Here is a 23,868-nt window from a genome sequence, read left to right as displayed (position 1 = left end):
GACGACTAAATAGACTAAAGGCTGATTGAAAAATCAGCCTTTTTTTTGTCTTAATAAGTTAGTAAGCCTAGATTAAACGCTGTTTTTAGCTACGCTTATTTTATGCGCTAAGGCGTACACTAATTGAGGACAAATTAATGCTTAACCTACGTAGTTTCAGTATTTTCCAGCGTTTTTTACTGTTAATAGCCATTGTTGTATTTGGCCTAATAGTACTTAGTATATCTAGCCTAACTCATCAATATAGCTCACTCAAAAACGAGCAATATCTAAAAACCCAAAATGTAGTAGAAACGGCATACAGTGTTATTGAGCATTACCACCAGCTTGAGCAAAACAATACACTCACACAAGCGCAGGCTCAAACACAAGCACTGGCCGCGATAAAAGCGCTGCGCTATGACAAAACAAATTACTTTTGGGTAAACAACTACCAGCCCCAAATGGTAATGCACCCAATAAAGCCTGCGCTTAACGGTAAAGACTTAAGTAATAATAAAGACCCCGATGGCAAAGCACTTTTTGTAGAAATGGTGAGCATTGTAAAACAACAAAAAGAAGGCTTTATTCCTTATAAATGGCCAAAACCAGGAAAAGATCAGCCGGTAGATAAAGTCGCATTTGTAAAAGGCTTTAGCCCGTGGCAATGGATTATTGGCTCAGGCGTATACCTAGATTCAATAGATGAAGCGTTTAGCGAGCAGCGTAATCTCATCATAATTAGCGCCTTAGTTATGATTATTGCTGTCATTTTATTAAGTTACTTTATTGGTAAAAGTATACTCACGCCTACTCGCCTTGCCGCAGACATGATGAAAAACATATCGCAAGGTGAAGGTGACTTAACACGTACGCTAAACGAATCGGGCAATGATGAAATATCAGAGCTGTCACGCTCTTTTAATTTATTTGTTTTAAAAATGCGCGAGTCGTTAGTACATGTATCGCACAGTGCAGATGATGTAAGCAGACACGCTCACACGGTGGATGAGTCAAGTAGAACAAGCCACTCCTTTATTGAACTACAAAACGACAGTTCCACACAGGTAGCTGCCGCCATGGAGCAAATGACGCACCAAATTCATGATGTGAGTAGTAATGCCGAAGCCGCAGAACAAGCTGCCAATGATGCAGCGCACAATGCATCAACCGGTAAAAACGTGGTAGCGAATACCATTACCGCCATAGAAACACTCTCAAGTAATATAGAAACAGTGAGCCAAGTAACTGAAGATTTAGCAAACGAAAGTAACAATATAGGCTCTGTGCTTGATGTGATCAGAAGTATATCGGAGCAAACAAACTTACTTGCACTCAACGCTGCTATAGAGGCGGCTCGTGCAGGCGAGCACGGCAGAGGGTTTGCAGTTGTTGCCGATGAAGTGCGCACATTAGCCAGCAGAACAGGGCAAAGCACAGATGAAATTCAAGCCATGATCACTAAATTACAAGAAGGCGCTAAAGCGGCAGTAGAGGCGGTAAAATCAAGCCAAGCACTGTCGGTGACGACGGTAGAGCAGGTTTCATCTGCCGATACATCGCTCAATGAAATAGAAAGGCTGGTATCTATAATTACCGACATGAACAGCCAAATAGCCCGAGCCACCGAGCAGCAAACGCAAGCCGCTGACGAGGTTAATTTACGTATTAACGAGCTATCTCAATCAACCGAGCAATCACTAAATAATACAAAGCAACTTACCGATGCCAGCGATAACCTTAAACAAAGTAGCCAAGGGCTTTCGAGCGTGGTTAATCGCTTTAAATTTGTCCCGTCCTGAAATAGGTTGACGGTTTTAATGAAAGACTTGGTGCGAAAGCGCCAGGTCTTTTTTATGCACTTGATTTGGTGTTTTCATATCCAAACTTAAGTGCGGTCGCATTTCATTGTATATAAATATCGATTCTTCAACGAGCTGTTTTAACTCTGCCATATTGCGACATTTATACAGTAAAAACTCTTGCTTTAATATCCCGTTAATACGCTCTGCTAATGCGTTTTGATAACAGTCATACCCATCGGTCATCGATGGTCTAATGCCCTCTTTTAATAGCGCATTTTGATATACTTCAGAGCAATATTGTAAACCTCTATCTGAATGATGAATGGCATCACATTTATATACGCGTTGCTTAATTGTCATTTCTAATGCTTTGGCTACATCGGTTGCTTTCATTTCATCACTCAGCTCATAACCCATTATTTTTCGACTGTAAGCATCAGTGACTAACGATAGGTAATGCACGCCTTGCGCTGACTTTACGTATGTAATGTTACTAACGAAGACTTCCTCGGCCGCAGTAGGCATGTATTCCTTTAGTAAATTGGGATGCTTGCGCATCCAATGGTTACTGTTTGTCGTTTTAGTGTAATTTTTCTTTGGTTTTACAAGAAAGTCATGCTCTCTCAAATAATCAAAAAAACAATCACGACCTAGTTTAATGCCACGCTCTTGCAGGTCTGGCTTTATCATCAGATAAAGTTTCTTCCCACCAATACGAGGCATGAATTGCCGCCAGTACATCACTAATTCTTTGACTGGCTCCAATTCTTTATTCCGAGCATCTATTCTGCGCATAGCTTGATAGTAACCTTGTCGCGTTATGCCATATGCACGGCATAACGGAGTAAGCTTTATTTGATGGTTTTCTTTTGCGCGCGTGATAGCTCGGATATGTACTTTTTTCGCAAGCCCGCTCCATATTCTTCATCCATAATATTAATCATTTCATCTTTGATTAAATCCTTTAGGCGTAACTCTTCTATCTCGCGCTCTAAACGTTTAATTTTTTGTGCTGGGGTTTCTTTCGATTTAGGCATGTTGGCTATATAAGTTGGTTTAGACCAATCTAATTTACCATGTTTTCGCAGCCATACCAGAACGGTACTGCGGCCTTGAATGCCGTAATGACTTTGCGCTTGTTTATAGGTGAAGTCGCCTTTTTCTACTTGCTCAACAATAGATAATTTAAAGCCTAATGTATAATCTCGCTGAGTACGCTTAACGTCTTTAGTTTTAGTGGTTTTCATAAAATAAGTCCTAAATGTGTAAACACATTTCAGGACAAGACAATTAAAATAATAAAAAAAGCCCTGAATTAACAGGGCTTTTTTATTGCATAAGCGTTTTTAGCTTATACCATTTCGCATAATTAAGTGATCTATTTTTAGGATGGAAAAACGTGTTGATGGCTAGGCAAAAAATTTGCTATTTAGTTGTTCTAAATGAGAATTTTTTAACACAGATAGCGACACGTTTAGCCCCGAAAAATGATTAAGTATTATTGCGGATTGGTATTACATACAGTAGCGTGCAAATAAGCTGGTTACTGATGCTGCGGTTGGCTTACCGTGCTGCCAATCACCGCCTTCAACACCACTACCGGCAATGTCCATATGTACATAAGGAAGCGGCTGCTCAGAGTCGTTACCGTGTTTATCAAGCCCACCAACAACGGCTAAAAACGCCATAGGGAATTGATGCCCACGGGCTGTAACAGCAGAGGCCGCATTATTGCTTGATAAAACATCATCAGCAAGAGTACGCGGTTTGATAAAGTCGTAATCTTCACGGCGAGAGCGAGAAACCTCTGCTGCATCTGCCCATAAATCACCACAATCCGCTATTTGACGAGAGGTATTAGCGCTACGTGCAGGTCCGTTTTCAACATATGCTCCATAAGGGCCCATAGCACGTGCCGCATGGCCTGTTAGGGTTGCTACGGTGAATAATGTTGGATTAACTTCGCCTTTGGCTACATCTTTCATTTCGCTAAGTAGGTCACCCATAGCTAAGCGCCCTTCTGCATCGGTGTTACCAATGCGTACACGTACGCCTTCACGGCTAGTGATAATTTCATCTGGTACAAAACAATCTGAGCCAATTGAATTACGGACCACTGCTAAGTAAGAAATAACTTTAACGCCTTTAGGTTGGTAATCTGCCACGGCTTTCATAAAGCCCGCAACGGATGCAGCCCCACCTTTATCGCGGCTCATACCCGCCATGTAACCGCCTACTTTTAAATCGGCGCCGCCGGTATCGTAAACTAAGCCTTTACCAACAAACATTAGCGTGCGCGTTACTTCACCTTCTGGCACGTATTCTAGCTTAACAACACGTGGATGATGGCGCTCAACCGCATAAGATGCGCGCGCAACAGTGCTAAGCATAGGGTAGTTTTTATCTATCGTGTTAATATCGTCAATCACATCAACCGCTACTTTAGAGCCTTTAAAAAGCTCAACACAGTAATCGGCAAAACGTGGTGGCGCCATACGTTCAGGCTCAGTACCGCATAAGTCACGTGCCGCATATTGCCCTGCTGCAATTGCATTTACAGCTTTAACTGTTTGCTCATTTGCATCGATTAAACCTATTTGCGTAATAGGCTCAATGCTTTCCCCGTGGTATTCGCGCGCCTCTAAAGGTTGCCATAATGCTTGGCATGCGCCTAAATACGCCACTTCTAATGCATGCTGGTAACGCGCATCTGTATGTAATTTTGGTAAGTAAATAGCCGGGTTTACACTACCCGCGGCTTTTGCTTCGTTAATCGCTAGCTTAGCGGCATCAAAATAGCGCCTTACATCATCGTAATCGCGGTTAAGCGGCCCCGTAGGTGCTAAAACAACGCGTACATTATCAACCACTAAAAACGTAACTTGTTTACCAATACGAGAATCTACTTTAGCGTGTGATTCGATAGCATCACTTAATGAGTTATTGGCTAATTGAGAAAAGTCATCACTAATTATAATAAGTGCATCGTGAGAAAATGAGTCAAAGCTTGCACTAAGTGATTGTGCAGCTATCGCTTGAGGATATGCCATAAGTAAAACTCCTGTTAGAAAACATAAGGGGCTATTATCGTTGATATAAAAACACAAAACCAGCCAACTGCGATCAGCTCATTTTAATCTGGCAACTTGGTTTTACAGCAAACTAAAGTGACTCAGTGTTTTAAAAAGAAATTAACAACCACTATATAGTTTTTTGTAAAGGCAGCCCCTGCTTATACCACGTTTAAATTACTTTGCTAAAGCCCTCTAAATTGCAAAAAAGCGTGTAGTTAATCAAGAATACTCAGTTGCAAATTTAAATTAGGTTCATTTTTAACACCCACTCCAATACCTAATAAACGCACTGGTTGCTGCATACCCCGTTGATACGCCTTAGAGAGTAATTCAGTAAAAATAGCAGTATTTAATTGATGATGAGCTTGATCAGCAGAGGTAACAACAAAGTTTGCAAACTTCACTTTTACACTTAGCTTATTAATACGATTTTGTAGCTGTTGCTTATTAAGGCGCGCCGTTAGCTCTTCCAGTAATTTAGGTAACTGATCTAAACATTCTTGTAAGCTATTTTTATTGTATTCATAGGTGTGTTCAACACTAAGTGATTTACGCACTCGCTCAGTGGTTACTTTACCAATATATTCGCCAGCACATTTTTGATAAAGCGATACACCAAAATTCCCCACGTGCTGCTGCATCCAATTAACGCCTTTCTCGCGAACGTCTTTACCTGTGTACAACCCTTTTAAATTAAGCTTTTCGAGGGTTACTTTGCCCACTCCAGGGATTTTACCCAGCGGTAAATTATTTAAAAACGCATCAACTTCACCCGGTAAAACCACAAATTGGCCATTGGGTTTATTTTCGTCACTGGCTATTTTGGCAATAAACTTAATGGGGGCAACTCCGGCAGAGGCAGTAAGGCCGGTATCGTTATAAATATCTGCTCTAATTTGCTGAGCAATAAGCGTTGCGCTGCCTTTGCATGCGGTGCTGTTGGTTACATCTAGGTAAGCTTCATCAAGCGACAGCGGCTCTATTTGATCGGTGTAGCGTTTAAATACAGCGCGTATTTGGTTAGAAATTTCTTTATAAACCGCCATGCGCCCAGGCACAATAACTAAATCGGGGCATAATTGCTTAGCGTGGTAGTTAGACATAGCCGAGCGAACACCATATTCGCGCGCTATATAATTTGCTGTAGAGAGTACACCACGACGGCTATTGCCACCAATCGCTAAAGGCACACTGGCAAGTTTGGGGTTATCGCGCATTTCAACCGCTGCATAAAAGCAGTCCATGTCGATATGAATAAACTTTTTCATTACCACATAACAACTGTTTATTTATACAGCCATTATTAAGGATTCACTTTCATTAAGCAAGTCCATTAAAGCCTGTTTAACTTGCTAAAGTTAAAAGCGCTACTAGGTTTAGCGCGTTAAACCGTGCAAGCTTTAAACAGCATTTTTAAAACGGCTGCTTAAAGCGCTTTGATTTTTTAAAGTAATGTAGCCAAAAAACAAACTCCAATAAAAACCCCGCAGCTAAAAGCATTATGCCGCCGGAGGCATTACCCATTGCATAGCAAGCAAAAGACGCTATAAAAACTAAACTGGCTAAAGCCCAATTAATTATATTTTGCATGTGTGTTCTCGTGTGTGTGTTGTCTGTGTTATTTAACTGTAGTCCTAAAAATAAATAGGTACAATCATCTTATAAAAAAACATGGCATTTATTGTCTTGAGCTACAAACACCATATTGATAATCTCATTCATTTAAAACTAAGAGTACACATACATGCAAAGGTTCAAAGATCAGCACCCTATTCATACCGATATCACCGTAGCATGGGCCGATATGGACGCCCTACAACATGTTAACAACGTGGTGTACTTGCGTTATTTTGAAATTGCGCGTATCGATTTTCTAAATAAAATAAATCAGTTTGATACGATAAAACCAGGTGGAATAGGCCCGGTGATTAGTGAAAACAATATTCGCTATAAACGTCCAGTGACCTTCCCAGATACTTTAACCGTAGGTATTACTATTTCAGATATAAAAAGCGACCGTTTTATGATGAATTACTCTGTATTTAGCCATGCTCAGCAAGCTATTACTACCACAGGCTATTCTCAAGTTGTTATGTTTGACTTTAAAACAGGACAAAAAGCGGCTATTTCAGAGCCATTACTATCGGCACTACATCAATTCGCTTAATTAGGTTTTATTGCGAATTGGTATTAATTATCCACTCTCAAGATCTTATATAATTTAAGGATTTTAAATGCAATACAGTCCGTTAGGCAGCAGCGGTGTTGATGTTTCTAGAGTATGCTTAGGCAGCATGACTTGGGGTAAACAAAATACCCAACAAGACGCCGATGAGCAAATAGCTTATGCCTTGGCACAAGGCGTTAATTTTATAGATACTGCCGAAATGTATGCCGTTCCTCCTTCACCAGAGACCTACGGTAAAACAGAGCAAATTATAGGTAACTGGTTAAGTCGCAATGCGCAAAAGCGCAGTGATATTGTATTGGCGACCAAAATTGCAGGCAATGGCTTGTCGTGGGTACGAGATGGCGGCGATATAACACGCAGTGCTGTCATTGAGGCCGTAGATAACTCGCTTAAACGCCTACAAACCGACTACATAGATTTATACCAATTGCATTGGCCTAACCGCTCTACCCCACATTTTGGCAGGCAGTGGCCAGATAAACTCACTTTTAGTGACGTAGATACTGAGCAACAACAGGCGGGTATGCTTGATATTTTAGAGGGCCTTAATGAGTGTGTTAAAGCCGGAAAAATAAAATATTGTGGCCTTTCAGATGATACCCCATGGGGCATTAGCCAATTTTTAAATTTAGCAAAAGCGCATAACTTACCGCGTATGGTGTCTATTCAAAACGAGTTTAGCCTAGCGCACGCTAAAGATTGGCCCTACTTAATTGAGCAGTGTTTCCATGAAGACATTGCTTATTTACCTTGGTCGCCGCTTGCTGCTGGCCTGCTAACGGGTAAATACCTAAACGGTGCACGCCCAGCGGGCTCGCGTTGGACATTTATGCAGCGCAATGGCATTTTTAGAGATACCCCTAACGCGCAAAAAGCCACGCAGCGTTATGTAGAGCTTGCACATGCAAGCGGCATAACCCCAGCCCAATTGGCACTTGCTTGGTGTAATCAAGTCGATGGCGTTACCTCGTCAATTATTGGTGCGACCAGCATGGCCCAATTAAAAGAAGACATTGACGCTTTTAGCATAACTTTAAGCGACAACACTCTAACTGAAATTGGCACTATTTTTAAAGATTACCCGCAGCCATATTAAACCAAAATAATAGGCAGTTTTTTTACTGCCTATTTCCCTCTTATATTTGAACATATACAAAGTAAAACTATACTAAAGTTACCTTAAAATGATTGTTTTTAGTGAGTTATGCTTAGAAATGTAATTTTATTCTTTGGTGTACTAGGTGCTTTAATGCGTTACGGGTACGCTGACAATACTCACCCAATTGAAGAAATTGTATGGTTACAAAGTTACACGCCCCCGTTTCATATGGATAAAGATTCGCATGCGCCGCAAGGCGGTATTTGTGACAACCTCACCGAGCAACTAATTAACAGTATTGATGATGTAAAACATACGCGACTAATCGTGCCGCAAGAGCGAATTAATAAGCACTTAAATGAAGGCGATAATGTATGCTTTCCGTGTGTTATTCATAAAAAAACGGCCAATGGGGTGTTACAGTTTTCTACCCCCACCACGGTTTACCCGCCTTTTTCGGTTTTAACCACTCAAAAACTTGCTCCAGAAATACACGCTAAGCATGGCAGCCCTATTAAACTTATACATTTATTGTCAGACGAGCAATATGTATATGGTCAAGCCGCGGCGCGCAAGTTTACTTCAAAAATTAATAAAATAATCGAAAACACCACGGTGTATCATAAAGCATCGCTAAGCTGGAGCAGCGAAAATGAAAGCCAAGCTGTTATTGCTCGCTTAAGTCGCGGCTTTTTAGATTACACAATAGACTACCCGTTTATGGGGGATTATTTTGTCAATCACAGTAAATTTAAAAATATAGTCAGTTTGCCAATTGAAGAAGACCCCAGAGAGTTTGTTTTAGGGGCTATAGGGTGTGCAGTAAGAGCACCGAATGATTTTGCTACCAAGGCGCTTAATAAAATAAATAAAGCGCTACATAAGCAGGTATTGCAGTCGCCTGCTTATATACATAGTCAGCGTTTTTGGTTAGAGCAAAGTTTTCCGCAGTTTACTAAGCATTACCAACAGCAAATACTTAATCCTATTGCGCCTGCCAGCTCTGCGATAACAAGCAGGTCGAATTAGCATACAAGCTTACTGTAAATACGCTGTTTGCAGGCACTTCCCCTACGCCTGCAGGCGTTCCTGTCATTATTACATCGCCATTTTCTAAGTGCATAAACTCATTAATTTCACTTAAAATATTTTTAGGCTTATGTATCATAAATTGCGTATCGCCTTGCTGAATAACGTTATCGTTAATTTTAAGCTCAAACGTAAACGCCTGCTCAGCATCCGCTATAGCGACAAAGGGCGTTAATAATACCGAGCCGTTAAACGCCTTGGCGCGCTCCCACGGTAACCCTTTATTTTTAAGCTTACTTTGCACGGTACGTTTAGTTAAATCCAACCCTAAACCTACGCCTGCCAACTCATTATTTTTAATAACAAAACACAGCTCGGTTTCATAATGCAGTGAGTCGTTATTGTGCGTAGCAAATAAGGTAGACGAAAGCGCACTGTTCGGTTTATTAAACAATACCATTTGATCTGGTAGCTCATTATTAAGCTCGGCAATATGCGCGGTGTAATTACGCCCAACGCATACTACTTTAGAGGGTGTTAATATCTCACTTTCTAGTTTTATCGACTGCATAAAATAACTTCTAAATTACGAGCTGATCAAGGTTTCTAATAAGCTCAGGTTAATCGGCTTCAAAAGTACATGATTAATATTTAAATCTTTGATCTGCTTAGGATCGGGCTCTGCACCACTAACAATCACTAAGCTTAAGTTAGGGTAACGTTCGTTAATTTGCTTACCTAAATCTACACCACGCCCGTCAGGTAAGTGCATATCGAGCAATACCTTATTAAATTGTTGGTCATGATTGAGGGTTTGTAAACATTGTGCACACGTTGAGGTAATAACGGTTTCTACCCCTAAACTTTCTAGCAGCAACTGTGTTATTTGCGCTGCATCTTGGTCGTCCTCAACCAATAAAAAGCGCTGCTTTTTCTCTATTACAGCTTTGTCGCTGTGAATGTTTTTAGCTTGAGGCGCATGCTCTGGCGATACTAAGTAATCTTGTAAGCATTGATACAAAGAAGAGCTATCAACGGGCTTTGGTATTACATCGTTAAAGCCAAGGGCGGCAAGCTCTTCGTGTATACCTTTCATAGTGGCGGCAGTAAGCGCAATAATTGGGCCTGTGTAGCCCATTTTTCTAAGCTCTATTGTCGCTTCTTTACCGCCCATTACAGGCATATGTATATCAATAAAAATAATGTCGTAAGGTGAGCGATACGCCTCGGCAATTCTTACTTTTTCAAGCGCTTGCTGGCCATGTTCGGCGTAGTCCACGCGTGCGCCACAGGTACTGATCATATGACCTACTAGCATGCGTAAATCGCGCAAATCATCAACCACTAATACGCGGCCTGTCACTTTACAGGGGGCTGATTTTGTCTGTAATTGCGAGCCACTGCTAAAGTTTAATACTTGGCGTTCTACTTCACTAATATCGCCTGGGTACACCGAAATAGTAAAAGTAGAGCCTTCGCCCATTCTAGAGGTTAAATCAATACTGCCGTGCATACGCGCTAATAGCTCGGCACAAATAGCAAGGCCTAAGCCTGCTCCGCCAACAGAGCGCGATTCTACATCAGCTATTTGCTCAAAGGGTTTAAAAATTAATGCTTGTTTTTCAGGGGCAATCCCCATGCCTGAATCTTTAATACTAAAAAATAGCATTTCTTGGCCTTCAACCCACTCGGTCCAGGCACTAACCACTATTTCGCCCTTTTCGGTAAATTTAACCGCATTATTGATTAAGTTAATGAGTATTTGGCGTACGCGGGTGGCATCTACTCTCACAATAAGAGGTAAAGGCTGTAGAGACTCAAAGCGAAGCTTTAAACCTTTATCAAGCACAGATACACGCATTAAGGTGTAAACATCAGCCAGCATGCTATCTAAGTTTACTTCACTTAAGGTGAGCTCTAATTTGTCGGCAGCAATTTTAGATAAATCGAGCACGTCGTTTAACAAGCTCAGCAAGTGCTTACCGTTTCGGTAAATAACCCCTAATTCGTTTTCGGCCTGTTTGCTAAAGTCGCTTTGCAGCAGTAACTCTGTGTAACCTAATATAGATGAAAGCGGGGTACGTAATTCGTGGCTTAAGTGGGCTAAAAATCTGTCTTTTGAGCGGTTCTCTGCCTCGGCTTTTAAACGCTCTACTCGCTCGCCTTCAACATCTTTACGCGCTAAAGCATAACGTATAGCGCGAGCAAACCGGCTCGAACTCATTTCTGTTTTTATAAGGTAATCTACCGCGCCGGCATCTAGTGCTGCAGAGTCTAATTCATCATTAGATTGCCCTGTAAGCATAATAATTGGCCCGCTAAACCCATTAGCAATGGCCTTTTTTAATACACTTAGCCCATTTGAGGCGCCTAATCGATAATCAAGCAAACAAATATCGTGATCGTTTTTACTTAAAATGCTTATTGCTTGCTCAGGAGAGCTTATCCATTCTATGTCAAATGTATGTGAATCTAACTGATCTAAGTAGTCGCAAGTGAGAATGTAATCATCTTCATCGTCTTCTACTAAAAGTAAGCGAGTCACTTTATCTAACATACTACCTCCTTTTAATTGCATTTAATAAGCCCCTAATTAGGGGCTTAATGTTGCTACTTATTTAGTCGTTAAACGTTGTCGGCAGCTCTACAAATTCTACCCAGTATTTTCCTAGGGTTTTCATTAAATCAACCAAGCCATCAAACGTTACCGGTTTAGTAATATAAGAGGCCGCTCCTAAGTTATAGCCTTTAACCATGTCTTCTTCTTGCTTAGAGGTGGTTAAAATAACAACCGGTATGCCTTTAAGGTTTGGGTTTGCCTTAATGGTCTCAAGTGCTTCACGGCCATCCATACGTGGCATATTTAAATCAAGCAAAATCAACCCTGGGCGTGGCGATGAATTTTTATCTTCAAACTTACCCTTGCGCTCTAAGTACTCTAATAATTCAACCCCATCCTCCACAAAATGCAGCTCGTTTAATACACGGCTTTCGGCTAGCGCATCTTGCGTGAGTAGGCGATCATCCTCGTCATCATCTGCCATTAATATTGTAATAGGTTTCACTTTTGAATACGGCATCTAAGCCTCTCCTTGAAGTGTGAAAAGCGTTGTTTCCACAGGTAATTTTATTATGAAGGTTGCCCCTTCACCGTCTTTACTATGAGCGGTAATTATCCCACCATGCCGCTCAACTATACGCCTACAAACTGAAAGCCCAATCCCTGTGCCTTTATATTCCGAGCGCCCATGCAGGCGCTGAAATGGTACAAATATTTTATCAGCATACTCTTGTGAGAAACCAATACCATTATCTTTTATGGTAATAATTTGCCAACCCACTTTTTCGTTATGCTCTTCACTAAACTCGTCTTTGTGCTCATACATTACGCTTATGTGTGGCTCAACACCTGGTTTTCTAAACTTAACAGCGTTAGACAGTAAGTTTAAAAACAACTGCTGCATTTGGCTTTTATCGGCTTGAATAACCGGTAGTTCGCCCACCTCTACGTGTGCATTGCTTTCTTTAATGGCAACTTCTAAATCACTTAAAATGTCGTTAACTACGCCTTTTAAGTCAGTGTCATCAAAGTCTCTACCTCGCGTTGTTACCCGCGAAAACTCTAGCAAGTCGTTAATAAGGTTAGACATACGTTGCGCTGCATTTTTCATACGGCCTATGTAATCTATGCCTTTTTCGCCCAGTTCATCTTTAAACATGGTTTCTAGGCGGTCACTAAATGCTTGAATTTTTCGAAGTGGTTCTTGTAAATCATGGCTGGCAACAAACGCAAACTCTTCAAGCTCTCGGTTTGAGCGGCTAAGCTCATCTGAATATAAGGTCAGCTCTTGCGTGCGCTCAGACACTTTTGTTGCAAGCGTTTCGTTTTGTCTTTCAAGCTCCTCACGGTATTTAGCCGCGTTTCTTAAATTTAGGCGTGTTAATAAAAACATACCTATTATTAAAAGCGCACTGGTAACCGCTGTAATAGCAAAGGTGATTTTTGCTTCATTTTTTATTTGTGCCAGCTTAGAAAAATGGCTCACCTTAAACAGTAATTCTCGGTCTTGAATATCATTAACTTTAACGCGAATATCTTTGTACAGCTCTCGCCCTCTGTGCGTATTTAATACATATAACGCACGGCGCTCTTTGTCATTAGTAGCCAGCTTAACCGTTTGTTTAAGCTCTTTAATTTTAGCTTCTGTTAACACTAATAGCTCAGCAATTCGCTCAGCTTGGCCCTCAATTTCAGAGTGTAGAGACTTTACATGCTCTATTTGCGATTCTATTTGCCCTATCGCATCGTAATAAGGCATTAAGTAGTCTTCTTCTTCGGTGAGTAAGTAGCCGCGCTGGCCAGACTCTGCCTGCACAATTGATAAGTGAAGACGCTCAATGGCATCGGCTAATAAGCTGGTGTTATCCAAGCTTTTTTGCGTTTGCGTTAATCCCTGAATAGTACTTAATGCCAAAACTGCATTGCCAACAACAATACACAGTACTATTGCGATAAAAGCGGCCCACGTTATATTCGTTTTACCCTGCTGCTTTTGCTTACTCATTATGTGTAAATACCTAATTTTAAATGACTACTTATTATTAAAATCAGTAATGTTTTGCAAGCTTTCGCTACATTGCTGACAGTTTGAAATTATTTTATCGAGTGCTGCTAACGCTTTATCTTTTGGCATATCGTTTTCTAATACCAGTTTAATGAGCTCTGCATTCATAGAAATTCTATTCAGTGGAGCTCTCGCATCATGTACCAATTTATTTAGCGTATTAACTTCTTTTTCATCACTCATATTACTTCCTATACTTGTTTAACCTGAACTCTGATTAAGAGAGCCACTAAAATATTAAATTATAGTGATAATCAAATTCTTTTCTCTAGCCAGAGATTTTCAATGAAAACAAGGCGAATTTACGCGTCAATAGCTGGCCTATTGCAAGCAAATTTAACGCAGTTAACGTTGAAAATAGCTGCTAGAGATAGGTTTATTATTCAGAGTTCAGGTTATTTATATTCTCCAATTCCGCCGTATGCGTTTAATCGGTTATACAATGTTTTTGTACTGATCCCTAGCATTTGCGCAGCTAGCGTTTTATTACCTTGCACCTTATCTAGCGTGGCGTGGATTAACTCTTTTTCAACTTCTTCAATGGTTTGCCCTGCCGAAACATGGTTGTCGGCCACTTGTGTATTTACACGCGAAAACGGCGACTCTAAGTTATCCGGAAGTGTAATTTCGCTCGATTGTGGGTCGCTCATAATAAAGGCGCGATGGATAGCGTGGCGAAGTTCACGCACATTGCCTGGCCACTCGTATTGCTGTAGTTCTTTTAGCTGCTCGTTGAGCCAATAAAACGAAGTACCATTTTCATCGTTAAGTTGCTCTAAAAAGGCTTTCGCAAGCAGTGGAATATCTTCTTTTCGCTCTCGCAGCGCAGGTATATCAATGGGGAAAACCGCAAGTCTAAAGTAAATATCTTCACGAATAATATTGTTTTGCGCTAAGTCGGTCAGCGAACGGTTAGTAGCAGAAATAACGCGGCAGTTTATAGGCAGTTCACGATTGCCGCCTACACGTGTTACTTTTTTAGTTTCAAGCACACGCAGTAAGTTTGGCTGCATATCTATAGGCATTTCGGTTACTTCATCTAAAAATAACGTACCGCCGTCTGCTTGCTCAAATACCCCTTCTTTACGGGCAATTGCACCTGTAAAAGCCCCTTTTTCATGGCCAAATAACTCACTACCTATTAATTCTTTAGACAAAGCACCACAGTTGCTCGCCACTAAAGGGCCTTCGCATTGGCTTGCGTTATGAATTGCTTGGGCGACCACCTCTTTACCGGCACCGCTTTCCCCCATTAGCATCACGTTAGCATTGGTTTTAGCTACGCGCTCTATCATGGTGTAAAGCTTTTGCATTGGCTCTGATTCACCAATTAAGCTATTAAAATGGCGAGTAATAGCCGGAACTTTAGCTTTTTTAGCTGTTTTTTTAGGGCCGTTTAATACCAGCTCTAGGTCTTCGCGTTGCAACGGCTTTAATAAATGCCCAACATCTTGCTCACACATGTCTGCCAAAATCCCTTTTACTGAAGGGTGGCCAGAGATAAGCGTCACTTTTGGAGACTGCCCAATCATTTTTAAATGATCGAGTAAATGAAGACCACTGCCATCTGGCAGCATAAAATCGAGTAATACGTGATCAAAGGTATTATTTTCAAACCATTGATGTGCTTCTTTTAAGCTGGTTGCAGTACAAATGTTGTGCCCGAGGAATTCGACAATGTGGCAAACAACGTCACTAAATTCAACGTCATCATCGACTAAAAGTATGTTTAACATGATAAATCCCTATGCTTTTCTTCTTATTCTACGCACCCTATTTTACAAATAAAAGGGGCTACTAGAATCTCTTAAAAATGATTAAACTATTGAGTCTTTTAACGTTTAATTTTAACAACCAAGTATGTACGTAAACTTAAGCCATACCGATCATAATTTTTAAAAATAATTAGAATTATTTTTACTACTTGTCTAAGTATACCAGCTGATATAATTTTGCTTTTAAAAAGGAGACAAAATGCAATTATTAAAAACAATGGTCCACCCTGGCATAAATTTAAACCAAGGTAGCCAATTTACCCGCCGCACAGGCCGCGCCATTGTGATTAAAGATGCACACATTTTATTAATGTATACCAATCGCTATGAAGACTACAGTTTACCCGGCGGCGGTGTAGATGAAGGTGAAACCCTAGAGCAAGGGTTAATAAGAGAGCTTAGCGAAGAAACTGGCGCACAAAATATACAGGTTATTAAACCCTTTGGGTTATACGAAGAGTACCGCCCTTGGTACAAAGACGACTTTGATATTATACATATACAGTCGTATTGCTATTTATGCGATACAGACAAAGAGCTTGGCAAAGCTCAGCTTGAACATTACGAGCAACAAAATGGTATGACGCCTAAATGGGTCAATATATACGACGCCATTGCACACAACGAGCGCACAATGAGCCTTAGTGAAAAGCAAGGGCTGTCTATCATTCGTGAAACTTACCTACTAAAAAAAATAGCACAGCAACTGTTTAACTAAGGCTGTAAAATTTGCATAAAGCAGTATTTTTTACTGCTTGCTCATCACTCGCTTTTTATTTACATCCCACAATTAAATTTAAAGCGACCACTATTCAATAACTTAAACCCTATTTTACTTTATAAAACAAACTGGCTTTGTGTTTGCACCCTTACTGATAACTAATTTGTAAGGAGATAAAAATGAGTAACACAGTTAAAACAATCAACCCCGCAACTGAACAAACCATTGATACCTACACGCTGCTTTCTCAAGAGGAAGCTGAGCAAGTAGTCGAAAAATCTCACGAAACATATTTAAAATGGCGCCAAACCTCATTTACCGAGCGTGCTAAGTATTTAAACAAACTAGCCTCTTTATTCGAAGAGCAAAAAGAAGCCATTGCTAAGCTAATGACCGAAGAAATGGGTAAAGTATACGAGCAAGGTTTTCAAGAAATTGAACTGTGCGCAGGTATTTGTCGTTATACAGCCGAAAACGGCCCACAAGTACTTGGCGATGAAGAGCGCGATATGGATGGTGGCCGCGCTATTGTTAGCTACCAACCAACGGGCGTTTTATTAGGTATTCAGCCTTGGAACTTCCCGCTTTACCAAGTAATTCGTTACAGTGCTGCTAACATTATGGCCGGTAACACCACCGTACTTAAACATGCCGGTAATGTATTTGGTATGGCAGAGAAAATCGATACCCTGTTTAAACAAGCGGGCTTCCCTGAATATTGCTTTAGCAACTTACTTATTGATGGCAAAACTGCCAGCGCGCTAATTTCACACAAAGCAATCAGTGGCGTAACATTTACAGGCAGTGACGCTACCGGTAAAAAAGTAGCTGAAGAAGCAGGTAAATACGTTAAAAAAACAGTGCTTGAGCTTGGCAGTAACGATGCCTACTTAGTACTTGATGATGCAGATTTAGACCTTGCTGTTGAAACCTGTGTGACAGGGCGCATGATCAATAACGGCGAAACCTGTGTATCGGCAAAACGCTTTGTGGTTGTAGAGTCATTATATGATGACTTTAAAGAAAAAATTAAAGCGCAATTTGAAGCATTAAAAATGGGCGACCCAATGGCCGAAGATACAGATCTAGGCCCAATGGCTCGTGAAGATTTACGTGATAAAATTCACGACCAGGTAATGCAATCTGTTGAAGCAGGTGCAAATGTTGTAACAGGCGGTGAAGTACCATCGCAAACAGGTTACTACTACCCACCGACTATTCTTGATAATTTATCGCCGGGCATGCCAGCATACGATGACGAATTATTTGGCCCTGTAGCCTCGCTCATTAAAGCAAAAGACAACGACGATGCAATGCGTATCGCCAACGACTCTCGCTATGGTTTAGGCGGTGGTATTTTCTCTAAAGATGAGAAAAAAGCCATTGAACTGGCTAAAAAGCACTTTGATACCGGTATGATCAATATTAACGGTTACGGCCTTGCCCAACCAAACCTACCGTTTGGTGGTGTTAAAGAAAGTGGCTACGGCCGAGAGCACGGCGGCTTTGGTATGCGCGAATTTGTGAATATCAAATGTATTATGATCAATAGCTAATATAGCTACACCTGAGATACACGTATTAAAAGAATATTTATACGTGTTTTAAAAAATATTATTAAGCCTAAAGGTGAGCAACCACTTTTAGGCTTTTTTATGGGTATAGCTACTAAGTGTAATGCGTTTAAAGGCTATATTTTCACTTAAAATACACACCTAAAACTTCACTTCACAATTTAGCTTATTTAGTAAAAGCCCAAGCATGTTGATTAAAATTGTGATTTCAGATAGCTCGATAAGCTTTGCAAAACATAGCGCTAAGATTTGATATATAGAAGCTGGTACTGAACCTAAAGATTTGATGGATAGACTCAAAATGACAGACAATAATGAGCGAGGAACGTTCATTGAGACTAGCTAAACATCGTCGTTAATAGATTGGTTAAACTGCTCTTTGCGCATATATTCATGAAAATGAGCGCCGAGCGCATATTGTTCTATTTATCTTTTCTTTAAAGTTTAAGAAAACTTAGTGATAGTAATACCTTAGGTTATTTGCTAAAACTATATCATGCAGAGAAATGAGCGTAGCGTCGGCAGAAATATGCGCGATGAGCGCACTATTAAATTGTTAGGTGCTCAACAACGGAGTTTAAATGAAATCAAGAGAATTATTTACAACCCCCACATTAATCGTTAGTAATTATAAAATTTTAGGCCGTCCAGACGGTAAGTATTTACATCAATTTACCCCTGAGTCTACATCGACCGTTTATCAATTTATTGCTAACAGGGAGCCAATCTTGGTAGAAGGTGAGAAATATAATATCGGCTACAGAGTAGTTAATAATAACAATGAGGTCGACATCTCAGCCGTTGCAAAAGCAGAAACAGTGAACCCTAAAGTAAGCCATTATGTTGCACGTGCACTCGGTGAACAACAACGGGAAGTTGAAACTCGAAAATCAAAAGAACGAGTTGTTTATTTTGGTAAGTCTGAACTGTATCTCGGAAAAAAATACGCATGGCGTATTTACGGAGAGGCTTTTCCTAGAGGAGTTTTTGACTCTTATTTACACTCGATTGATTACCCGCGAGTAAATTGCACTACTGATGGAACACCTTCTATAGCCTATAAAGATGAAGGGTTAGCTGAAGCAATGGAGACTCTAGTGAACTCATGCGTCAGAGTTAGTAAAAATTCTAATCGTTTTAAATCTGACTTAGTGCCTGATAAAAAGTGGTTTAATATCAAGGCCATCCCCGCAATTACCGATAGAAAATAGGCACCTAACAAACACATTAAGGCGCTTCGCTGGGACAGTAACACGTGGGCTCTGTCGCTTCGCTCCAAATTTTAGCCCACGTATTACTGCCCCTTATGTGGGTGTTAGCACTATCAGCAAAATGCGAGTTCAGTAGGAGTGATATGAACGAAGTTTTATTGTGGGCAAATTTAGCTGTCCTTCTCGGTTTAGTGGCATTTGGTAAACTTTACCTCCCGAGTTACTTAAAAGAGAAAGCAAAAAACTTAGCTAAAAAAGAAGATCTTGTTGAAATTACGGATAAGGTTGAAGCTGTAAAGAATACTTATGCGTCTGAAGTTGAGTTGCTGAAAGAGAGTATTAATTCTCGCTCTGATGCTCTATCGAAGAAACGTGAGGTATATAACCGTTTTATCCAAAGCATGGGGCTTTTCATTAACGGGCGAGAAGTGACAACTGAACAACAGCAGACATTTTTAGATTGTTATGCTCAATTGTGGCTGTGGGCTCCCGATGCAGTGTTGATAAAAGTTAATGTTTTTATCGAACAGCAAATGGCACTAGCGTCAGGGCGAGCTCAGCCACAGGTAGTAATAAAACAAACCTATACTGAATGCGTCCTTGCACTTCGTAAAGATTGTGGCATGGGGGACGCAATGCCAAAAGATAGTTATAGGTTCGTCTTCTTTGGTGAGAAATAGTGCTAACAAGTGCTTTAAACGGAACAAAAACAGTTGGTTAGGTTCCGCTACGCTCCACATTATAACCAATGATTTTTGTCCGCTTAAGCGGGCGTTAGGTTTAAAACATGGTATCGCCCAATCCAGAAGACATTTATTCTCTCATCGGTTTTGCGCTAACGTATACACAATCTGTTGAGAAGAATATCAGTTTCATTACTACATTTGTATTGCAAGATGAAGAGGATTTAACCATCGAGAAGCTAAATTCAATCGAGAGCAAGGAACGAAAAAAGGCGCTTGGCTATTTTATCGGTAAGCTAAAATCAAGAGTAGACTTAGCTCCAGTATTAGAGAGTTTGTTGGCCGACTTTCTTAAAAATCGTAATGACTTCATACATAATCAGGATAAGATTGAAGGATGGGATTTAGATACCGAAGAAGGTATAGCCAAGGCCAAGGTATTTACCGTTACACTTTGGCGGCAAGCCGCTAGAATAAATGAAATTTTGGTGGCTCTTATGTTGCGGTGGCAAGAACAAACAGGGATCTATCCTCCTGGCGCAAGAAATGACGAGCCTCTTATTAAAGAAATAGACGAAAAATTCGGGCCATATATTAATGTCTTGTTTAAAGAAAAAACCTAACAAGGTAAAACCGCCGCTCCTTCGTCGCTCTGGTTTTGCCTCCGGTGTTTGCGGCGTTACCACTGTTTGCAATTGGCACTCTCCTGCCACTCGACAACATAAATATTGATTATAATTGGCAAGGTATTTTACTGTGTCGGATGGCGCTTCGCTTATCCGACCTACACAAGCTAATAGCTATCACCCCTTCTCAAACCTTGGCACCTTTCGTTTATCGGCTTTGCTCATAGCAAGCTCTTGTATCTCTTCTTGCTTAAGCTCGTCTGATTTATCTTCTAATGAATGCTGCTTGGCGTTTTCATACACCAGCTCAGTGAGTAGTGCAAAGTGGTCGGAGCCGTATTTTGCAAGGCGCTTAATGCGCTTTACTTTAAACCCTGGGCTGTGAAATAAATGATCCAGCGGCCAGCGCATAAAAAAGTAACTTGCGTGAAAGGTGTTATAAAAACCACGGCCTTTACGTGGGTCTAAAAAACCACTTATTTGCATAAATAAACGGGTGCTGCGCGACCATGCCACATCGTTTAAATCACCGGCTACAATGGTCGGGCGTGTTGGCTTTTTAAGTGCTTTAGCGACCATTATTAGCTCTGAGTCGCGTGGGCGCGATGAGTCTTCTTCAGTGGGACTTGGAGGCGCGGGGTGTATAAAGTGCCCTTGCATTTCAAGGCCTTCATTGTTTTCGAACAGGATATGAATTGAAGGAATATCATCTTCAATGAGCTCACATATTTGCGCATCAAGAATTTTAAATTTACTGTATAAATGCATGCCGTAGCGGTTGTCTTTAGGGCATTCAATATAATAGGGGTAGTTTTTTTTAAGAACAGCTAATTTATTTTCCCACCAGCTGTCGCTTTCAAGGGTAATTAATAAGTCGGGCTGGTGTTTATCAACCAGTGAGATTAGTTGCTCACTATTGTGGTTTGACATAAGCACATTAGCCGACATGATTCTAACACTGTGATCTTCGCTCACTGAGGCCGTTTTAACTTCTTTTTTAGCAAGCCAAGTGTAAGGAAATATCCACTTACCTTGTAATGCCATGGTTAGTAATGCGGTTAAAGCAGTATACAAATATCCGCTATTGCCGCTTTGCCACAGTAAATAAAACGATATAATTGCAACAGCGCTGGCTATATAAAATACCTGTAGTCGAACAAAGTCGCAGCTGCGCACTAAGTAGTGCTGACTGTACGACATAGGTAACAAGGTCACTAATAAAAAAAAGCCAATGATTATAGCCAGTGCAATGAGCATTTAAATATCCTTATAAATTGTACTTAACGAGTTAAAATTGAAAGTATTTCTCGGGTATCGTGCACCATGTGTATAACTGTACTGTCTATTTTTATACTTACTGTACCATTATCTCTAGAACGTTCAATAACGCGGCCTTGTTTATATACGTTGCGGTCTAGGTAATCGCCTCTATGGTAACGCTTACTTAACCCTGGTGGCGTCCACCCAGCACGCACTAACTTTTTTTGCTGCTTTTTAGATAGTTTCTTACTGCTTTTATAGTTGTGCTGCTGATGTTTATGGTGACCATTTTTATGGCCGTGATTGTCTTTGTCGGGCTTTGCCTGTGCATTAACGCTAACCAAGGCACCCGCTAAAAAAAACGTATATAAAAACGCTTTCATAAATAATCTCTAATAATATTAATAGCTAAAGATTATCAAACACGACTGAACATCATATGAAACTGCAAGCAGCGATTTATCTCGGCTTGTACTGTGTTTTGCAATGGCTGCGCATTATGGCTGGGTCTCGCAGTTTTAAATGCTTGGTTTTACGCCCTGCGTGGCGTTTACGCCACACTTTAAAACTCCCCTTTGAAATATGCTCTCGCATAAACAATACCAGCTGTGAATAATTAAGCCCGTATAACTGCTCTATAGCCTCAAAGGGGGTTCTGTCTTCCCACGCCATTTCTATAATTCGCGATTGCTGCTCTGCGTTAAACATGGTTATCTCTTAAAATTTAAACTTATACGAGAAGAAAAATACATAGATCATCCCCTCAAAACCGAATATCGCTGTATAATAAACACACTAACATAAGAAAAAATCGGATTTACATTTATGCGCACATTACTGCTGCTTTTAGCTTTTAGTTTTTCTTCGCTTTTATTAGCAGCGCCTAATAAAACATTGCGCTGTGCAACTACCCATTACCCGCCTTTTACAATTTATGACGATGAAACACATACCTTTACGGGCATAGACATAGACTATTTAGCTTTTATAGAGCGTAATTTGGAGGTAACCATTGAGTTGGTGCATTTACCGTGGGCACGCATTAAAAAAGAAATGACGTTAGGTTACTACGATTGTTACTTTGCGCTGGCTAATAATACCGAGCGTGCGCAATATTTAGAATTTACCACTGAGCCGCTACACACCACCCAATTTGGTTTATTTAGCATAGAAAAAGCAACCCTTAATAATGACTTATCAAATTCACGCATTGCTATGCTAAGAGGCGTTAAATTACCCAGTGTACTGGCAAAAGAATACAATATTAAACAAAGCAACTTTATGCATTCACTCTCCACTAAAGCCACGTTTGATTTGCTTGATAAACAGCGTGTTGACTACGCTATAACTAACTATCAAGCCGGTTTATGGTACTCAAAAGGCTATAAAAACATATATGCTAAGCAGCTTGAAGGCTACGCCCTACCTGTTTATATTGCTTTTAAGCACGGCGTGGTCGACACCGCACTCGTTGATGAGCAAATAAAACGCTATAAAGCGCAATTCGGTGTGCATTAATAAGGTAGGCAATGTTAACTAAATTACCAAAATGGGTTGAGTACGGCGCGTTTGCGCTCGCTTTTATTGCTGGCATTGTGAATGCTGTAGGGTTATTAGGGTTTGAGCATCAGGCTATTTCTCACCTTTCCGGTAGTGTTACTTTACTTGGCATAAAACTAATGAGCAGTACCTCTGCTGCGTTACTACTAATGAGTATAATTTTAAGCTTTATGCTTGGCTCAGCCCTTTCTGGCTTTTTACTTACCGGCGGCTCGTTAAAGCTGGGGCGCCATTACGACACCCTATTATTTATTGAAGGCCTATTACTGCTTTTAAGCGCCTATTTACTCAGCCGCGCCCATGTTTATGGCATTACGCTTGCCTCTGCCGCCTGTGGTTTACAAAATGCCCTTGCCACTAACTACAGCGGCGCAGTAGTGCGCACCACTCATTTAACCGGTATTTTTACTGACCTAGGTTTAATGATAGGCAAAGCGCTAAAAGGTGAACCCTTTGATACCCGCAAAGGCGTAATATTTATGCTTATTATTGCCGGCTTTTTACTAGGTGGAGTGTGCGGGTTTATGCTTTATGAGCACTTAGCCCTACTTGCTTTAACCGTGCCCGCTGCGGCTTGCTTTATATTATCGCTAACTTATCGGGTATATAGAATACGCGCACTTTAACGCAAGCGGTTTAAAAACCGTTTAAAACAC

The 23,868-nt window shown here is 40.7% G+C and carries 24 protein-coding genes; 11 read left to right on the top strand and 13 right to left on the bottom strand.

Annotated features, from left to right (window positions below):
• Nucleotides 1-137 precede the first annotated feature (137 nt).
• A complete protein-coding gene (locus tag VOI46_RS03595) occupies nt 138-1,781 on the top strand; it encodes a methyl-accepting chemotaxis protein (RefSeq protein ID WP_004586849.1) in 1,644 nt (547 codons plus the stop codon).
• A gap of 15 nt (nt 1,782-1,796) precedes the next feature.
• On the opposite strand, the gene VOI46_RS03590 is transcribed toward VOI46_RS03595, so the two are convergent.
• The 4 genes from VOI46_RS03590 to VOI46_RS03575 form a co-directional block, all read right to left on the bottom strand.
• Nucleotides 1,797-3,031 (bottom strand): IS3 family transposase gene (locus VOI46_RS03590; RefSeq protein WP_324738134.1). Its coding sequence is split into 2 segments (ribosomal slippage): nt 1,797-2,680 and nt 2,680-3,031, totalling 1,236 coding nucleotides; the frame shifts between segments, so codons are not numbered across the junction.
• A 267-nt stretch (nt 3,032-3,298) separates the two neighbouring features.
• Entirely contained in the window at nt 3,299-4,834 is a 1,536-nt protein-coding gene (locus tag VOI46_RS03585) for a leucyl aminopeptidase family protein (protein ID WP_004588515.1), read from the bottom strand.
• Between the two features lie 239 nt (nt 4,835-5,073).
• The gene (dinB, locus tag VOI46_RS03580) at nt 5,074-6,126 is read right to left on the bottom strand and encodes a DNA polymerase IV (protein WP_004588514.1); all 1,053 of its coding nucleotides are present in this window, start codon (nt 6,124-6,126) and stop codon (nt 5,074-5,076) included.
• Between the two features lie 145 nt (nt 6,127-6,271).
• Nucleotides 6,272-6,448 carry a hypothetical protein gene (locus VOI46_RS03575; RefSeq protein WP_004588513.1) on the bottom strand — a complete coding sequence of 59 codons (177 nt, stop codon included), beginning with the start codon at nt 6,446-6,448 and terminating at the stop codon, nt 6,272-6,274.
• 154 nt (nt 6,449-6,602) lie between these two features.
• Between VOI46_RS03575 and VOI46_RS03570 the strand changes: the two genes are divergently transcribed.
• From VOI46_RS03570 to VOI46_RS03560, 3 genes are all read left to right on the top strand, one after another.
• Nucleotides 6,603-7,025, top strand: a complete 423-nt coding sequence (locus VOI46_RS03570) for a thioesterase family protein (RefSeq protein WP_004588512.1) — start codon at nt 6,603-6,605, stop codon at nt 7,023-7,025.
• Between the two features lie 67 nt (nt 7,026-7,092).
• Nucleotides 7,093-8,145, top strand: coding sequence for an aldo/keto reductase (locus VOI46_RS03565; RefSeq protein ID WP_004588511.1), 1,053 nt, complete (start codon nt 7,093-7,095; stop codon nt 8,143-8,145).
• Nucleotides 8,146-8,298: 153 nt separating this feature from the next.
• Complete coding sequence (locus VOI46_RS03560; RefSeq protein WP_004588510.1) at nt 8,299-9,177, top strand: hypothetical protein; 879 nt, start codon at nt 8,299-8,301, stop codon at nt 9,175-9,177.
• On the opposite strand, the gene VOI46_RS03555 is transcribed toward VOI46_RS03560, so the two are convergent.
• From VOI46_RS03555 to VOI46_RS03530, 6 genes are all read right to left on the bottom strand, one after another.
• Nucleotides 9,134-9,748, bottom strand: coding sequence for a fumarylacetoacetate hydrolase family protein (locus tag VOI46_RS03555; protein ID WP_004588509.1), 615 nt, complete (start codon nt 9,746-9,748; stop codon nt 9,134-9,136). The two genes, VOI46_RS03560 and VOI46_RS03555, sit on opposite strands and share 44 nt — an antisense overlap.
• Nucleotides 9,749-9,763: 15 nt before the next feature.
• Complete coding sequence (locus tag VOI46_RS03550; protein ID WP_039972323.1) at nt 9,764-11,734, bottom strand: response regulator; 1,971 nt, start codon at nt 11,732-11,734, stop codon at nt 9,764-9,766.
• A gap of 61 nt (nt 11,735-11,795) precedes the next feature.
• Nucleotides 11,796-12,257 carry a response regulator gene (locus VOI46_RS03545; protein WP_004588507.1) on the bottom strand — a complete coding sequence of 154 codons (462 nt, stop codon included), beginning with the start codon at nt 12,255-12,257 and terminating at the stop codon, nt 11,796-11,798.
• Entirely contained in the window at nt 12,258-13,742 is a 1,485-nt protein-coding gene (locus tag VOI46_RS03540; RefSeq protein ID WP_004588506.1) for a sensor histidine kinase, read from the bottom strand.
• A gap of 27 nt (nt 13,743-13,769) precedes the next feature.
• On the bottom strand, nt 13,770-13,985 hold the full coding sequence (locus VOI46_RS03535) for a hypothetical protein (RefSeq protein WP_004588505.1): 216 nt from the start codon (nt 13,983-13,985) through the stop codon (nt 13,770-13,772).
• Between the two features lie 212 nt (nt 13,986-14,197).
• A complete protein-coding gene (locus VOI46_RS03530) occupies nt 14,198-15,538 on the bottom strand; it encodes a sigma-54 dependent transcriptional regulator (protein ID WP_004588504.1) in 1,341 nt (446 codons plus the stop codon).
• Nucleotides 15,539-15,776: 238 nt separating this feature from the next.
• On the opposite strand from VOI46_RS03530, the gene VOI46_RS03525 reads away from it, so the two are divergent.
• The 5 genes from VOI46_RS03525 to VOI46_RS03505 all read left to right on the top strand — a co-directional run bounded on the left by VOI46_RS03525 (nt 15,777) and on the right by VOI46_RS03505 (nt 20,389).
• Nucleotides 15,777-16,295: an NUDIX hydrolase gene (locus VOI46_RS03525; RefSeq protein ID WP_004588503.1), complete on the top strand. Its 519-nt coding sequence runs from the start codon at nt 15,777-15,779 to the stop codon at nt 16,293-16,295.
• 182 nt (nt 16,296-16,477) lie between these two features.
• Entirely contained in the window at nt 16,478-17,854 is a 1,377-nt protein-coding gene (locus VOI46_RS03520) for an NAD-dependent succinate-semialdehyde dehydrogenase (RefSeq protein ID WP_004588502.1), read from the top strand.
• Between the two features lie 599 nt (nt 17,855-18,453).
• Nucleotides 18,454-19,083 carry a hypothetical protein gene (locus VOI46_RS03515; protein WP_004588501.1) on the top strand — a complete coding sequence of 210 codons (630 nt, stop codon included), beginning with the start codon at nt 18,454-18,456 and terminating at the stop codon, nt 19,081-19,083.
• A 143-nt stretch (nt 19,084-19,226) separates the two neighbouring features.
• The gene (locus VOI46_RS03510) at nt 19,227-19,763 is read left to right on the top strand and encodes a hypothetical protein (RefSeq protein ID WP_004588500.1); all 537 of its coding nucleotides are present in this window, start codon (nt 19,227-19,229) and stop codon (nt 19,761-19,763) included.
• A gap of 107 nt (nt 19,764-19,870) precedes the next feature.
• On the top strand, nt 19,871-20,389 hold the full coding sequence (locus VOI46_RS03505; protein WP_004588499.1) for a hypothetical protein: 519 nt from the start codon (nt 19,871-19,873) through the stop codon (nt 20,387-20,389).
• A gap of 180 nt (nt 20,390-20,569) precedes the next feature.
• On the opposite strand, the gene VOI46_RS03500 is transcribed toward VOI46_RS03505, so the two are convergent.
• From VOI46_RS03500 to VOI46_RS03490, 3 genes are all read right to left on the bottom strand, one after another.
• Nucleotides 20,570-21,649, bottom strand: coding sequence for an endonuclease/exonuclease/phosphatase family protein (locus tag VOI46_RS03500; protein ID WP_004588498.1), 1,080 nt, complete (start codon nt 21,647-21,649; stop codon nt 20,570-20,572).
• A gap of 23 nt (nt 21,650-21,672) precedes the next feature.
• Nucleotides 21,673-22,035 (bottom strand): hypothetical protein, encoded by a 363-nt coding sequence (locus tag VOI46_RS03495; protein ID WP_004588497.1) that lies wholly within the window; start codon nt 22,033-22,035, stop codon nt 21,673-21,675.
• Between the two features lie 76 nt (nt 22,036-22,111).
• The gene (locus VOI46_RS03490) at nt 22,112-22,360 is read right to left on the bottom strand and encodes a TIGR03643 family protein (protein ID WP_004588496.1); all 249 of its coding nucleotides are present in this window, start codon (nt 22,358-22,360) and stop codon (nt 22,112-22,114) included.
• Nucleotides 22,361-22,477: 117 nt separating this feature from the next.
• Here VOI46_RS03490 and VOI46_RS03485 point away from each other — a divergent pair, with 117 nt between their 5' ends.
• Together VOI46_RS03485 and VOI46_RS03480 are read left to right on the top strand one after the other, a co-directional pair.
• Nucleotides 22,478-23,170: a transporter substrate-binding domain-containing protein gene (locus VOI46_RS03485; protein WP_004588495.1), complete on the top strand. Its 693-nt coding sequence runs from the start codon at nt 22,478-22,480 to the stop codon at nt 23,168-23,170.
• A gap of 11 nt (nt 23,171-23,181) precedes the next feature.
• Entirely contained in the window at nt 23,182-23,838 is a 657-nt protein-coding gene (locus VOI46_RS03480; protein WP_004588494.1) for a YoaK family protein, read from the top strand.
• Nucleotides 23,839-23,868 lie beyond the last annotated feature (30 nt).

Origin of the sequence: Pseudoalteromonas sp. CuT4-3, from assembly GCF_035666335.1 — a bacterium.
Lineage (GTDB): Bacteria > Pseudomonadota > Gammaproteobacteria > Enterobacterales > Alteromonadaceae > Pseudoalteromonas > Pseudoalteromonas atlantica.
This window is presented reverse-complemented; position numbering and strand designations above follow the sequence as displayed.

Bases quoted from the DNA above. Each gene is read 5' to 3' on its own strand.
- VOI46_RS03510 (WP_004588500.1), top strand. From the start codon at position 19,227: ATGAACGAAGTTTTATTGTGGGCAAATTTAGCTGTCCTTCTCGGTTTA.
- VOI46_RS03555 (WP_004588509.1), bottom strand. From the start codon at position 9,748: ATGCAGTCGATAAAACTAGAAAGTGAGATATTAACACCCTCTAAAGTA.
- VOI46_RS03520 (WP_004588502.1), top strand. From the start codon at position 16,478: ATGAGTAACACAGTTAAAACAATCAACCCCGCAACTGAACAAACCATT.
- VOI46_RS03500 (WP_004588498.1), bottom strand. From the start codon at position 21,649: ATGCTCATTGCACTGGCTATAATCATTGGCTTTTTTTTATTAGTGACC.
- VOI46_RS03595 (WP_004586849.1), top strand. From the start codon at position 138: ATGCTTAACCTACGTAGTTTCAGTATTTTCCAGCGTTTTTTACTGTTA.
- VOI46_RS03535 (WP_004588505.1), bottom strand. From the start codon at position 13,985: ATGAGTGATGAAAAAGAAGTTAATACGCTAAATAAATTGGTACATGAT.
- VOI46_RS03540 (WP_004588506.1), bottom strand. From the start codon at position 13,742: ATGAGTAAGCAAAAGCAGCAGGGTAAAACGAATATAACGTGGGCCGCT.
- VOI46_RS03515 (WP_004588501.1), top strand. From the start codon at position 18,454: ATGAAATCAAGAGAATTATTTACAACCCCCACATTAATCGTTAGTAAT.
- VOI46_RS03485 (WP_004588495.1), top strand. From the start codon at position 22,478: ATGCGCACATTACTGCTGCTTTTAGCTTTTAGTTTTTCTTCGCTTTTA.
- VOI46_RS03550 (WP_039972323.1), bottom strand. From the start codon at position 11,734: ATGTTAGATAAAGTGACTCGCTTACTTTTAGTAGAAGACGATGAAGAT.
- VOI46_RS03565 (WP_004588511.1), top strand. From the start codon at position 7,093: ATGCAATACAGTCCGTTAGGCAGCAGCGGTGTTGATGTTTCTAGAGTA.
- VOI46_RS03570 (WP_004588512.1), top strand. From the start codon at position 6,603: ATGCAAAGGTTCAAAGATCAGCACCCTATTCATACCGATATCACCGTA.
- VOI46_RS03575 (WP_004588513.1), bottom strand. From the start codon at position 6,448: ATGCAAAATATAATTAATTGGGCTTTAGCCAGTTTAGTTTTTATAGCG.
- VOI46_RS03530 (WP_004588504.1), bottom strand. From the start codon at position 15,538: ATGTTAAACATACTTTTAGTCGATGATGACGTTGAATTTAGTGACGTT.
- VOI46_RS03490 (WP_004588496.1), bottom strand. From the start codon at position 22,360: ATGTTTAACGCAGAGCAGCAATCGCGAATTATAGAAATGGCGTGGGAA.
- dinB (WP_004588514.1), bottom strand. From the start codon at position 6,126: ATGAAAAAGTTTATTCATATCGACATGGACTGCTTTTATGCAGCGGTT.
- VOI46_RS03585 (WP_004588515.1), bottom strand. From the start codon at position 4,834: ATGGCATATCCTCAAGCGATAGCTGCACAATCACTTAGTGCAAGCTTT.
- VOI46_RS03480 (WP_004588494.1), top strand. From the start codon at position 23,182: ATGTTAACTAAATTACCAAAATGGGTTGAGTACGGCGCGTTTGCGCTC.
- VOI46_RS03495 (WP_004588497.1), bottom strand. From the start codon at position 22,035: ATGAAAGCGTTTTTATATACGTTTTTTTTAGCGGGTGCCTTGGTTAGC.
- VOI46_RS03525 (WP_004588503.1), top strand. From the start codon at position 15,777: ATGCAATTATTAAAAACAATGGTCCACCCTGGCATAAATTTAAACCAA.
- VOI46_RS03545 (WP_004588507.1), bottom strand. From the start codon at position 12,257: ATGCCGTATTCAAAAGTGAAACCTATTACAATATTAATGGCAGATGAT.
- VOI46_RS03560 (WP_004588510.1), top strand. From the start codon at position 8,299: ATGCGTTACGGGTACGCTGACAATACTCACCCAATTGAAGAAATTGTA.
- VOI46_RS03505 (WP_004588499.1), top strand. From the start codon at position 19,871: ATGGTATCGCCCAATCCAGAAGACATTTATTCTCTCATCGGTTTTGCG.